Here is a 13941-nt window from a genome sequence, read left to right on the forward strand (position 1 = left end):
ATTGGAAAATTGGTGATAACCAAACCCATTATATGAAAAATATTTAATGGATTTCGTCAAATGTCCTCAAAATTGATTTCTAATCAAAGGAATTAAGGGGAGAAGCGTATAAAACCGCTTCGATGCAAGGTAATTAGGTGTCGAAAGATTGGCAAGTCCAATCCAGGGTTTCCGCTAAGGGACGGAACTGAAAGTCCAGAAAGTCCATGACTTTGTCACTGGAGTAATAATTACTCTCGCCCACCTGTCTAATCATGTCTTTGCTGATTTTGGCCTGTCGACCGGAAATTAGTCCAATAAGCTTTTCTATAGCACGGAGGGAGGTAAGTCTTTTTTTGCCAATTTTTTTCAAAGACATGGTCAGGCCCCAGCGTTGGCGCACTTCCTTGAAAAATTCCTGATAGCCCTTAGAGGCAGCAGAAAGAATGAAACGTTCACCCAAAATTTCCTTTTCCATTAGTAAACGGACCACCTCTGCCACATCCCGGACATCCACCAGAGAAATCGTTCCCTCGGTATAGAAACGGTTGCCTTCTTTGAGATAGGCCAGTAATTTACCGGAACTTTGATTTGCCGGGCAGGGGCCCAAAACCACCGAGGGGTTTACGATGACAGCATTCAGGCCTTCATAAACACCTCTCCATACCTCCATTTCCGCTCGCTGCTTACTTAAGGCATAGGCAGATGATCCATCAGACTTTTCTTCCCAATGGTGGCTTTCATCGGTAATTTCCCCTTCCGGGGCATTCCCAATGGCGGCTATAGAGCTGATGTGAACAAATTGTTTGATTTGTTTTTCCAGCGCCAGATTGACCAGTTGGTGCGTACCCTGAATATTAGTGTGGTACATTTCGGAAGGGTCTTCATCCCCGAAGGATACCATGGCCGCGGCATGGACAATTTTGTCAACTCCTTCCAGCTGTCGTTCCAGCCACAGGAGGTCCATCAGGTCACCTTCCACCCACTCTATCAGATGCGCTACATCTTCCAAAAGCTTCATATTACTTTGAGCTCTTTTCAGACAGCGAAGCTGATGTCCGTGTAGCAATAATGACCGACAAATATAGCTGCCGATGAATCCTGTAGCGCCGGTGACAAATACCATAAAATCCGGAGTTGTTGTATCGTTTTAATTACCCGCAGGGCCTATCCCGATAAGGAAAGGGGAAGGATGCGTCAGAAAAATATCCCGTAAATATCATGAAAAAAAAAGGATATTCAGGCCTGGTGAATATCCTTTTTGGCTTTATAGCCCTTCCGCGGCTTTGTATGCTGCAAAAGTTGGTAGGATTTTATCTTTATCGGAGATATTGGGCTGTTGGATCAAATCACTGCCCCAATCAATGTTTAATTCCGGGTCATTGTAAATAATGCCGCCTTCCGCCTCTTTATTATAGCCATTGGTGCATTTATAGCTAAAAATACTGTCTTCCAAAGCCAGAAAGCCGTGTGCAAAGCCGGGTGGAACATAGAACTGATTATGTTTTTGGGCATCTAAAATGCAGGAGTCCCATTGACCAAAAGTAGAAGAGTCCGGTCTGAGGTCTACCGCAATATCCAGTACTTTTCCCATGACTACACGCACCAGTTTTCCCTGGGCATGAGGATCGCGCTGAAAGTGTAATCCCCGGAGTACTCCTTTGGTAGAAAAAGACTGATTGTCCTGAACAAATTTTTCCTTAATTCCGGCATTCATGTACTTTTCTTCTGAATAAGATTCTAAAAAATACCCCCGGGCATCTCCAAAAACGTCCGGTTGGATTTCCACCAATCCGGCTATACTTGTTTCTATTACTTTCATTGCATCATTTTTATAGTCGTAAATATTGGGAAATAGATTAGCAAATCAAACTGATCTGCTACTTGACTGTTTTTAGGATTTTTTAGCGGATCGCTGGTAATAGTGAAAAAAATAGGAAAAAGAATACTTTTTCAACCTCTTTGCTTTATTTCAATAAAAAGTTTTTGTTATCGAGGCAAATTAATCGAGTTAGATCCCAACGAAATGCAATTTAACTTGTTTAGCATACGAACTAAACCAACAAGTTATGAATCACCAATACTATAAAAATTTTATAGTGCTGCTGATCTTCGTTTTTGCTGTCACGCTTTCTTTTGGACAGGGATCGACTACCTCGAGTATGAATGGTCGGGTAACAGATGAAAATGGAGATGCGCTGCCGGGCGCCACGGTTGTTGCGACGGACACCAGGACCGGAGCAGAATACGGAAGTATTACTGATTTTAATGGATTTTATCGTATCAATGGGATGAGCGTAGGGGGACCATATAAACTGGAGGTCTCTTTTGTCGGTTATGACGCTTATTTAAAAGTTGATTTATTTTTGACCTTAGGGCAGACTTTCAAGGTGGATGTGGCCATGGGCGAATCGGTTATGGCGCTGGAGGGGGTGGAAGTAACCGCTTCCGCTGAGGACGATTTTGATGGCAACCGAACGGGAGCGCAGACAGTGGTTGGTTCAGATAAGATTGAAGCCTTACCGACAGTGGCCAGGGACCTGAATGATTTTACCCGCCTGACCCCACAAGCGAAAGTCGATAACAATGGCGGCTTATCTATTGCAGGGATTAATAACCGTTATAATGCTATTTTTATTGACGGAGCAGTAAATAATGACGTTTTTGGACTCTCCTCCCAGGGGACCAATGGTGGGCAGACCGGTATTTCACCGGTTAGTATTGATGCCATTGAACAATTCCAAGTGGTGATCGCACCTTATGATGTGCGTCAGGGTGGATTCGCCGGTGGAGGGATTAATGCGGTGACCCGTTCCGGTTCAAATCAATTTGAAGGTTCGGCTTATTGGTTGTTCAGGAATCAGAACATAGCAGGAAAAACGCCGACGGATGACCCTAATGTGGAGCGGGAGAAGCTTTCTGACTTTTCTGCTCAAACCTATGGCGCCAGGCTGGGCGGCCCGATAATAAAGAATAAGCTGTTTTTCTTCGCTAATGTAGAGATACAAAGAGATGAAACGCCTCAGCCATATAATCCTGTTGGCTATCTGGGTGACACCGATGCCGCTGGCCTGGATGACTTGCGACAAGCTTTAATTTCTCGTTACGACTATGATCCGGGAGATTTCAGAAACAATACACAGGAACTGCGGGGAGAGAAATTTTTATTGAGATTTGATTATAATATCAATCGCAATCATAAGCTGACCGCCCGCCATTCTTACACCAAAGGGGAGGCGCTGCAGCCTGACCGTTCGAGTAACACCAGTATCAGTTATTTCAATGCAGGACGTACTTTCCCTTCCGTTACAAATTCTACCGCTATTGAGCTGAACAGTAACTTCGGTTCTAAATTTTCCAATAATCTCATTTTAGGTTATACCCATGTATTGGATGACCGAACCTGGCTGGGGGGAGCCTTTCCTTCTGTACAAATTACAGACGGAGCCGGTAGAATTACTTTTGGTTCTGAGCCATTTTCCACCGCCAATAAATTGGAGCAGGATATTTTTACGATCACCGATAACTTTAGTATCTATAAGGGGCGGCATACCATCACCATCGGAACGCATAATGAGTTTTATAAGGTATTCAATCTTTTCGTTCGCCAGAATTTTGGGGAATATAGTTATAACTCAGTGGCAGATTTTTTAACCGGAGACACCGATTCTACCGCGGTGGTACAGTATAGAAGAGGGTACTCCATTTTAAACCCACCGGCTTTAGGCAATGAAAATACCACTTCGGCAGCGGACTTTAATGCGATGCAGTTGGGCTTTTATGTTCAGGATGAAATTGAAGTCAATGATAAGTTGAAGGTGACCGCCGGATTACGGGTCGATATTCCCATTTATACTGATGATCCTATAGAAAATACTAAATTTAATCAGGAGACGCTTCCTCAGATTGCAGCAGCGGGTTGGGATGTGAATGGCGTAAAATCCGGCCAGCTATTTAAAGTGCGACCCTTGTTTGCACCCAGGGTAGGTTTCAATTTTGATGTATTTGGCAATCAAACCACTCAGCTGCGTGGTGGTACCGGAATTTTTAACAGTAGAATTCCTTTGGTTTGGTTAGGAGGAGCATACACCAATACCGGTTTGTCAGTGGGTACATATACGGCGGATGATCGTTTTTTTGATCCCGATATCAGTAAACAGCCGCCATTTGGTCCGTTTCCCGATAATCCGGAACCTTCCGGACAGATGGATTTATTCCGGGATGATTTTAAATTGCCCCAGATATGGAGATCCAACCTTGCGGTGGATCAAAAATTACCTGCTGGTTTAGTGGCTACGGTAGAGTTTATGTATACCAAAACACTGAATGATGTGGTCTATAAAAATTTAAATGTGAGTCCTAATCCTTCAGGTAATTTGGAAGGTCCGGGAGATCAGCGCCCGTTTTATGATCGTGCCAATAGAATAGACGCTGATTATACGGATATTATTTTGGGAGAAAACACGAGTAAAGGGCATTCCTATAATATTTCTGCCACCATAAAACAAAGTACCGCTTTTGGTTTGGATTGGAGTCTCTCTTATACCTATGGGCAAAGTAAAGTATTGACTGACGGTACTTCCTCCCAAAACTCTTCCCAGTGGAGATTTACAGAAAACGTTAATGGTAAAAATAATCTGGATTTATCATTTTCTGATTTTGATCCGGGCCACCGAATTGTGGGTTTTGTTTCTTACCGGAAAGAATACCTGAAAAGCATGGCGACCACCATTTCCTTATTTGGAAATGCTGAATCCGGAAAACGATTTTCTTATGTTTATGGCGGGTCCACCGTGCAGGGGACTGATGGCACCACCAAAAGAGGCACAGGTCAAATTGCTTTTGATGATCCAGGGTCTTCCACCACAACCTCTGATTTGATTTATGTTCCCCGATCTGCAGACGAAATTAATTTGATTGACTATGTTCAGGATGGACGTACGATCACCGCTGAAGAGCAGTGGGAGCAATTGGATGCCTATATTCGTGGTGATGATTACCTTTCTGAAAGAAGAGGAGATTATGTGGAAAGAAATGGGGACCGCTTGCCTTTTACCTTTACAATGGACTTAAAATTGGCGCAGGAATTCTTCATCAATACCAATAATGGCAGAAGACATAAACTGACGGTTTCGTTTGATATTTTCAACTTCACCAATTTCCTGAATAAAGATTGGGGTAGAAAGTATTTCATGAGTTTTGATCAATTTCCTCTGATCCGAAATGTTGGCGGAGAAGGAACCGATCGTCCTGAGTTTATTTTTAATACGCCTTCAGGGGATATCTGGAATATTGATGATTCGGGTGTGAACGGCGCCAGATGGCAGGCGCAGTTAGGGGTGAGGTATACGTTTTGATGATTAATCCATGAACTTTTAAAAGGATCCGGCTCTTCGGGTCCTTTTTTTTATGAAAAGTATCTCCTAGTCACCTTCGTGTTTTAAAAAAGAAAGGTCTCTCGCATTTGAATTATTTTCAATTCTAAAAAAGAAAGTCGATGTGTTGAAATAATATTGAAACGAAGTTAGTTTTTCGCTTTCGATTAATCTAATTGCCAGTAGGACTGATGGTTGGTGATTACAATTACATTATGAGTGAAAAAGTAAACTCAAAAGGGTGCTTTATGTTATTTATGCGTTAACATTTATGGTGAAAACAAGTTATTATCGATCCAAAAATGTTGAAAATGAGGGCTGAGCAATAAATAAAGGGAGTTGAAAATGGCCAAATTTTAATTTTTAAGCATATTTTATTTTTAAGTCTTATAAATTACGAACACCCCAAAATATAAATAATTACTTGTGTTTAGATAAGTTGATTTTATCCATAATATATTTGTGGTATAAACTACTTTAAAACTTAATCGAAAATGCAACAAAAATTACGTCTTTTTGTCTTGGGTGTCTTTATGATGCTAGTAAGTGCAAAAGTTTTTGCTCAAGGGGTGACTACCTCATCAATTGCTGGGTCAGTGGTTGATACTAATGGAGCGGCTTTGCCAGGCGCTAACGTTTCTGTACTTCATGAACCCACCGGAGCGAAGTATGGGGTGGTGACTGATATCTCAGGGAACTTTTTTATAAACAACATTAGAGTTGGTGGGCCGTATCGTGTAAATATTTCATTTGTTGGATATAGAACGGTAGAATTTACTAATATACATCTAAAATTAGGACAGCAATTTCCCTTGAATGCTTATCTGGAGGACGAAGCAACAGAGTTAGCTACGGTAGTTATTTCAGCTGACCATTTTATGGATGCTGATAAAACGGGTGCGACAACATCTATTGGAAGTGAAGATTTTAATAAGCTACCAACACTAAGTCGCTCGATGGATGATATTACTCGCTTGACTCCTCAAATGCAAGGGGGCGGCTTTGGTGGACGTTCCAATAAGTTTAATAATATTACCGTTGATGGTGCGATATTTAATAATGCCTTTGGTCTTTCGAATTCTATTGGAGGGCAATCAGGGGCAGAACCGATTTCTCTGGATGCTATTGATCAGATTCAGGTATCCATAGCTCCTTTTGATGTTACGCAAGGGTCATTTACAGGTGCAGGAATTAATGCTGTTACGCGCTCAGGTTCCAATACTTTTGAGGGGTCAGCCTATACTTTTATCCGAAGTGGTAATTTGCAAGGCACTAAAGTGTCAGATGTAGAAGTAAACAATGGCGAGTTTTTAAGGCAACAATTTGGTTTTCGCCTTGGAGGGGCTTTGGTGAAAGATAAATTGTTCTTCTTTGTCAATGGTGAGTATGAAAATGATATTTCCCCAGCTACTACTTGGCGTTCCAGAGCAGCGGGTGAAAGTGATGATCAGTCTACACAAGTTTCTCAGATTTATACTTCTGAGATTAGTCGCCTTAGAGGTGTTTTGAATGATAAATATAGTTTTGATCCTGGATCTGTTGAGAATTTCGATAAAGTGTCAAAAAATTACAAATTTACAGCACGTTTGGATTGGCATATTAATGAGTCTCATGATTTTAATATTAAGATGAATACTTTGCGAGCATCATCTGATAATGGGTCTGGATTAAATTGGACCACTGCTAATTTTGCTTCTGGTAATATGTATCGAATGAATAATAATATGACTTCGGTAATTGCAGAGTTAAACTCAAGAATTTCGCAAAAGTATTCCAATAAGTTTCAGGTAGGGTATAATCGTCAACGTGATTTTCGAGAAAGTTTGGGGAATCAAATTTTTCCAAATGTAAAAATTGGAGACGGTCCAGGGACCTCTTTCCGTGTTCCAATGTATAACTTTGGTTCTGAAACCTATTCTGCTAATAACAAACTGGATACCGATATTTTCCAGATTTCCGACAATTTGACTGCATTTTTTGGTCAACATACGGTCACATTGGGAACATATAATGAATTTTATAAATTCAGTAATGGGTTTATGCGAAATTATTATGGAGAGTACTGGTTTGATTCTATAGAGGATTTCTCAAATGGGGGAGCACCAACGCAATATAGAGTGTCTTATTCAGCCCGACCTGATGGGCAAGATCCTTTCGCAGAGCTGTCTGCAGCTCAATTGGGTTTTTATGCCCAGGATGAATATAAGGTAACCAAGAATTTTAAATTGTTGGCAGGCTTACGAATCGATGTGCCTATTATTACCTCTGATTTGGCGGAAAACCCCGTAATTACAGATTTTTCTGAAAGAGGTTTGTGGCAAAATGGAGAGTATATTAATACCTCTGTTGCTCCTAAAACTCGTGTTATGTGGTCGCCACGTATAGGTTTTAACTGGAATGTTGGAGGAAATGATAAAACACAAATTAGGGGTGGTAGTGGCGTATTTACAGGTAGGGTACCATTTGTTTGGATAGCAAATCAAGCTAGTAATAATGGATTAAATATGGGTGAATTAGATGTTCGTGATGCTTCAGACCTTGCAGGTTACGAATTTAATCCAGATGTGAATTACTACAAACCAGAAGGGGGGGAGGCTGCTCGATCAATGGATATAAATGTGAGTGATCCAAACTTTAAATTTCCTCAGACATGGAGGACAAATTTAGCCGTAGATCATAGGTTCCCTTGGGGTACTTTAGCTACAGTTGAGGCTATTTATTCCAAAGATATTAATGGGGTTTCAATTAGAAATGTAGCCTTAAGTGAACCATCAGGTGTCGATGAGTTTGGTCGGAATTTATACTCGCACAATAGAGTGCAAGAAGATGGGTATACTATAAATGGTGCATATGTTTTGGGTAATACTAATAAGGGGTATTCGATTAATTTGACCGCTAAGTTAGAACACGAATTTCAAAGTGGTCTTTATTTGATGGGTGCTTATACCTGGTCAGATACACGAGCTGTAAATGATTTGAATTCCTCTCAATCATCTTCTCTTTGGCGATATAATTTTATCTCGAAAGATCCCAATAACCCTGACTTGGCGAGAACGTCCTTCTTGAAAGATCATAGGATTGTGATGAACGTAGGTTATACCGCTAATTACTCTAAGTATGCTTCAACTACGGTGAGTCTTTTTGGTGACTTTTCGTCTGGAATGAGATATCATTTTAGTACATCCCGCGATGTTTCAGGAGACTATCAGAACAATAATCTTTGGTTTATACCCGCTACTTTTGAGCAAGCGAATCTTGTGGATTTTGAAAAGGATGGTCAAGTGGTAACTGCACAAGAACAATGGACTTCTTTGGAAAATTACATTAATGAACATCCCTATTTATCAGAAAATAAAGGGTCATTTTCTGAGCGAAATGGCGGCCGATCACCATGGAACTTCCACTTTGATTTTCGCTTAACGCAGGATTTTTACATTTATACAGGTCAAAATAGTAAAAAGCATAATCTGCAATTTACTTTTGATGTTTTCAATGTTGGGAATATGTTGAGTAGCAATTGGGGAATAGAGCAAATTCCTACGAATCATATTAGCCATGGTCAGGTTCAGTTGGTTAGCTATAATGGAAATCCAAAATATGGTCCAGTAGGTTATACTTATGATGCCAATTTAGCTCCTGGCGAAAACTATATCAATAGTTTGGGGATTTCATCTCGTTGGAGAATGCAAATTGGAGCTAGATATACTTTCTAACAAATGAAAGGGGAAGGCTTTGTTATTTATTAATACTCGATAAATTTTGATCAGGATGATAATTTGATTCCTGTGTTTAAAAAAAGGCTGCCCAAAGGGTGGCTTTTTTTAGATGATTAAGGTATGCGTTTATAACATTGGGGTTTGTTGGATTGCTGTATGGTGTAAGGGGACTTTAATTGTTGAAATAGGGTGGAGCTATCAGTGTTTGTTTGCTCAATTTGTGGCTCAAACAATAATTCTAAATATCAATCACTTTTAAGGGGGATCAATTTTTTTCAAAATTGTCTAAAAAAAGAGGCTTGCTTACAGGTCTCTCTTTTTTTGATCCAAAAGTTTGAGTGAACAGCCTCTTTTTAGAGTTCGAATGAGGCGGAAATTTAATGGGGATAATTTACTGGTAGTTAGTGATTAGCTGATGGTGAGGGAAATAAGAAGGATTAGGATTATCCTTATTCCGTGTATTTTGTCCAGATTCGGTTTCCCGGAGGTTTTTTTTAGTGAAATTCAGTGGGATTTTGTTTAAAATTAAGAAATTTCAACAATTCGACCGATTAACCAAATTCTAATCTCTTTTTGCGTTTTATTTTAGTTTTTGGAAATTTATTCATAATCCCAATCGCTGATTTTGAGCTTTTATATCCCTTAAAAAGGTTTGAGTAGAATAATAGTAAGGGGGTGGTAAATAAATAGTAACGCTCTCATTTGAGTATTAAAATCTTACCAAAAAAGGAGGGTAATAGACCGATACAGAGCGCTTAAGCTAGATTAAAATGGCGTTTTTTGATCGCTTTGGTTTTACCGTTCTTTCGCCTTGTAATCAGAGGACTTTTTTTAGCCGAACATCTTTGCAGTGAAAATTCATTGAACTCTTCAATTCATTTTAAATGCAAAGACAATTCTACTTTCTTGTAGGACTGATGTTGATGGTCTTCACAGCGACCTTCGCTCAGGCACAGTCCGTCCTAAAAGGGCAAATTTTAGAAGACGGAACCGATGAGCCCATTATCGGTGCAAACGTAATCATTTCAAAATCTTCACAAGGTACCATCACGGATATTGATGGTAACTTTGAGCTTTCCACTAGCAAAAGCGGCAAGCAAACCATCCTGGTATCTTTCGTAGGTATGGTTACGGAAGAAATTCAGGTGGAGTTGTCTGGATCTACCGTAGATTTAGGGCAAATTGTATTAAAGTCTGATGCTGTCGGTTTAGCAGAGGTACAGATTATTGCTTCCGTAGCGCAGGACCGTAAAACGCCTGTTGCGGTGTCTAATGTAACACCAAAAGAGTTGGAAGCAAAATTAAGTAATGCAGAATTTCCATCCGTATTGAAAACCACTCCGGGTGTTTATACCACAAACCAAGGTGGTGGATTTGGTGATTCCCGTATTACTTTGCGTGGTTTCGGTAATGACAACATCGCGGTAATGATCAATGGTATCCCAGTTAACGATATGGAAAACAGTGCGGTATACTGGTCCAACTGGGCAGGTTTGTCTGATGTAACGCGTACCATGCAGGTACAGCGTGGTATGGGTGCTTCCAAATTAGCAGTACCAACTGCGGGTGGTACCATCAACATTTTGACAAAAACGACTGATGCCGAAGCAGGTGGTAATGTTGGAGTAACAATGGGTAACAATGGTTATCAGAAGTTATCATTCACTACTTCTACCGGTTTGATGGATAATGGCTGGGCGATTACTGTGTCCGGTTCAAAGACTGAAGGTGAAGGATATATCGACGGGACAGCATTTGAAGGTTATTCTTACTTTGCGAACATATCGAAAATTATTAACGAGAACCATACATTAGCTTTTAGTGCTTTTGGTGCAAATCAGTGGCACGGCCAGAACCGAACGATGCAGCAGTTGCAGACTTATGAGAACAATGGTCGTCGTTACAACGGAGACTGGGGTATTTTAAACGGGAGCCAGTACCATGCACGTGAGAACTTTTACAGCAAGCCTCAGCTTTCTTTGAATCACTACTGGACGATAAACGAGAAAATGAACTTGTCTACTTCCCTTTATGCTTCTTTTGGTCGCGGTGGAGGAAGAAGTCTGAATGAGACAGATAACAGTAAGTTGTACTACATTGGTGACAACCCGAATAACCCGATTGATTTCACTCGTCACTATGAGGAGAACGGTCAGGCAGGAGAGTCTTCATTGTACAGAATATCCGGTATGAACAACCACAACTGGTATGGTGGTATTTCTACTTTGAGCTGGGAAATCAATGATGAATTGAACTTTGTAGGTGGAGCTGATGTACGTTATTACTATGGTGAGCATTACCAAATGCTGGATGATGCCATTGGTGGTGATTATATCGTAGTTAACAGAAATATTTTCGGAGAGCGCACCGAACACGTTGCCAGAGAAGGAGAGAAAATGGGTTATGATAACGACGGTGAAGTGATTTGGGGATCTCTTTTCGGTCAGTTGGAATATGACAAAAATGATATTTCTGCATTTGCTAATGCGGCTTTGGCGAATGTTTCTTACAGAAGATACGATTATGGAAACTACGCTGAGGGTGAGCATATCTCTGATTTCGTAAATAACCAAACGGTTAGTATCAAAGGTGGAGCGAACTACAATCTGGATGCACACCACAATGTGTTTGCTAATGCTGGATTCTTCCAGCGTCCTCCAATGATGAACGCCGTGTTTATGAACCACACCAACCGTATCAATGACGGAGCCAACAATGAAGGTATTATGTCTTTTGAATTAGGTTATGGTTACCGTTCTTCTACTTTCGCCGCAAATCTGAACGCTTACTATACCAAGTGGATGGATAAGTCAATGGTAAGAACGCAGCGTGCAGGTACTCCTGGTCCGGGTGGTGAGCCATTACCAGAAGATATTTATGCCAATATCATGGGCATGAACGCAATTCATATGGGTATTGAGGCGGATTTCACCTGGAAGCCAACTCACCGTTTAACGGTTACTGGTATGGCCTCTGTTGGTGACTGGAGATGGGATAACAATGTAGATGCAACTTTCTTCGATCAGAACCAAAACCAGATTGGTGATACTGAAATCCTTTACATCAAGGATATGAAAGTTGGAAATGCTGCTCAATTGGCTGCTTCTATCGGTGCTGACTACGAGATGTTCACTAACTTCAAGATTGGTGCGGACTATGTTTACAATGGTAACAACTACTCTAATTTTGATCCTACCAGAAGAACGAATCCTGAATTAGAAGGCGAGCAGGTATTGAAATTGCCTGGTTTCGGTTTGATGGACCTGAGAGCAAACTACCGCTTCAAAATGGGTAAATTGGATGCTGTTCTTTCAGGTAACGTGAATAACCTGTTTGATACAGAGTACATCGCAGATGCTAACGATGGCGCTGACCTGATGTCTATGTACGGTTATATGGGAATGGGTAGAACTTACACTATTGGTTTCCGAATCGAATTCTAATTTTTAAGCCGGTGAATTACCGGCTCCCCCTATCTGTTAAAAGAGGAAATACAAATGAAAAATATCAATAAATTCTTCGCTTTCATGCTTTTTGGAAGCTTGATAGCCTGTGATCCACTTTCTGATGTTCGTGAGGATTTAGAGCACGGAACGGATTGGTTGAAAGAAAAGCAGATGTTCCAAAGAAGCCGTGAGCGTATGGAGGAAGATCAGATTGTATTGGAGGAAGGCGATTACTCCCTGTCATCAAATGAGTTCATCCGCCGCGACGGAACTTTCTCTGAAGAATATCCTGCTACGGAGTTTATGCCGGAAATTTTGACTAAAAAGTATTTTGGTGAGCACGTTCAGTTCCTTTCGGTAATCTACAATGAGATTCACGAGAGTAATACCGAATTGATCGAAAATGATTTGGAGTTTGAGGCTGATGATTACGCAAATACGGGTAATACTTACGGTTCTATTACCTTAGGGCGTGAGGATGAGTCTATGAATTTCTTTTTAAAGGAGAAACTGAGTAACCAGATGCCGGGTACTCGTCAGACCGTTCAATATATTGCTTATGGAACAGGAAATCGTTTCGCGAAATGGGCGAAAGTTGATGGCCAGTGGGCACAGGTAGGTGCGGAAGCTGTTCCGGCAACGGAGGAAGAGTTTGATACATCAGGTGCGTACGAATTGACCATCGCTGATTATCAGACAATGACTTCGGAAGATGAGGATGAAAGAACTCCAGCTGATAACAATAACTTCTCCGACTCTGTGCGTCCTGCAAAATGGTTGCCTGCTTTCCTTGAGAAAGCGTTCAATGATAAAAATGAAGTGACGTTGAAATATGCTTACTTCGGTAACTTTGAGAATATCCTGACTTATGCTTACGACGGCACGAACTGGGAGCGTTTTACTGCTAACGGTCATGATTGGGATTACGCTGCAGTGAGCTGGAACAGCACGCAGCTGGAGAATTCAAGCAATTTTATTTTCATGGAAGATGCAAAGGATTATTCGAATACCGAGTGGATTTCGGATCCTTATATCCTGAAGCATGTTACAGAAGGAGCGCCAACAGCTTCATACACTTTGAAGAATGAAGATTACTACTTTGTAGGTGAGGCTTATCCTAACTTTGATTTGCGTTACAATACAAATGAGTCTTTAACAGAAAAAATTGGTACCGCACTAAAAGCGAACCTTTTCAATCAAATGAAAGTAGGAGATATCTACAGAGTGGAATTTGCTACTTACGGAAACAATGATGAAATCACGATCAGTTCTCCGGCATTATTTGAAATTCTTCCTGCTAACTAATTAGCAGGAAACATATCCTTAAAAAGGCTGTCTGTTCCGGACAGCCTTTTTTATTGCCTATGAAACAGGACTATTCATGTTTAAATCCTCTTTTTGGGTAAGGCGGGAAAATGGAGGAAT

6 protein-coding genes are annotated in these 13941 nt (G+C 40.8%); 4 read left to right on the forward strand and 2 right to left on the reverse strand.

Annotated features, from left to right (window positions below):
• Positions 1–133: 133 nt before the first annotated feature.
• Both NG22_RS16415 and rfbC read right to left on the reverse strand, forming a co-directional pair.
• On the reverse strand, positions 134–1105 hold the full coding sequence (locus NG22_RS16415) for an NAD-dependent epimerase/dehydratase family protein (protein WP_053406695.1): 972 nt from the start codon (positions 1103–1105) through the stop codon (positions 134–136).
• A 141-nt stretch (positions 1106–1246) separates the two neighbouring features.
• Entirely contained in the window at positions 1247–1801 is a 555-nt protein-coding gene (gene rfbC / locus NG22_RS16420) for a dTDP-4-dehydrorhamnose 3,5-epimerase (protein ID WP_053406696.1), read from the reverse strand.
• 247 nt (positions 1802–2048) lie between these two features.
• On the opposite strand from rfbC, the gene NG22_RS16425 reads away from it, so the two are divergent.
• The 4 genes from NG22_RS16425 (at position 2049) to NG22_RS16440 (ending at position 13821) form a co-directional block, all read left to right on the forward strand.
• A complete protein-coding gene (locus tag NG22_RS16425) occupies positions 2049–5336 on the forward strand; it encodes a TonB-dependent receptor (protein WP_053406697.1) in 3288 nt (1095 codons plus the stop codon).
• A 512-nt stretch (positions 5337–5848) separates the two neighbouring features.
• A complete protein-coding gene (locus NG22_RS16430) occupies positions 5849–9067 on the forward strand; it encodes a carboxypeptidase regulatory-like domain-containing protein (protein WP_082305115.1) in 3219 nt (1072 codons plus the stop codon).
• An 887-nt stretch (positions 9068–9954) separates the two neighbouring features.
• The gene (locus tag NG22_RS16435) at positions 9955–12513 is read left to right on the forward strand and encodes a TonB-dependent receptor (protein WP_053406699.1); all 2559 of its coding nucleotides are present in this window, start codon (positions 9955–9957) and stop codon (positions 12511–12513) included.
• 54 nt (positions 12514–12567) lie between these two features.
• Entirely contained in the window at positions 12568–13821 is a 1254-nt protein-coding gene (locus tag NG22_RS16440) for a hypothetical protein (RefSeq protein ID WP_053406700.1), read from the forward strand.
• Positions 13822–13941 lie beyond the last annotated feature (120 nt).

It is taken from the genome of Persicobacter sp. CCB-QB2, assembly GCF_001274635.1.
Classification (GTDB): Bacteria; Bacteroidota; Bacteroidia; order Cytophagales; family Cyclobacteriaceae; genus Persicobacter; species Persicobacter diffluens.

Excerpts from the sequence above, each read along its gene's own strand:
- NG22_RS16415 (WP_053406695.1), bottom strand. The coding sequence starts at position 1,105 with ATGGTATTTGTCACCGGCGCTACAGGATTCATCGGCAGCTATATTTGT.
- rfbC (WP_053406696.1), bottom strand. The coding sequence starts at position 1,801 with ATGAAAGTAATAGAAACAAGTATAGCCGGATTGGTGGAAATCCAACCG.
- NG22_RS16425 (WP_053406697.1), top strand. The coding sequence starts at position 2,049 with ATGAATCACCAATACTATAAAAATTTTATAGTGCTGCTGATCTTCGTT.
- NG22_RS16430 (WP_082305115.1), top strand. The coding sequence starts at position 5,849 with ATGCAACAAAAATTACGTCTTTTTGTCTTGGGTGTCTTTATGATGCTA.
- NG22_RS16435 (WP_053406699.1), top strand. The coding sequence starts at position 9,955 with ATGCAAAGACAATTCTACTTTCTTGTAGGACTGATGTTGATGGTCTTC.
- NG22_RS16440 (WP_053406700.1), top strand. The coding sequence starts at position 12,568 with ATGAAAAATATCAATAAATTCTTCGCTTTCATGCTTTTTGGAAGCTTG.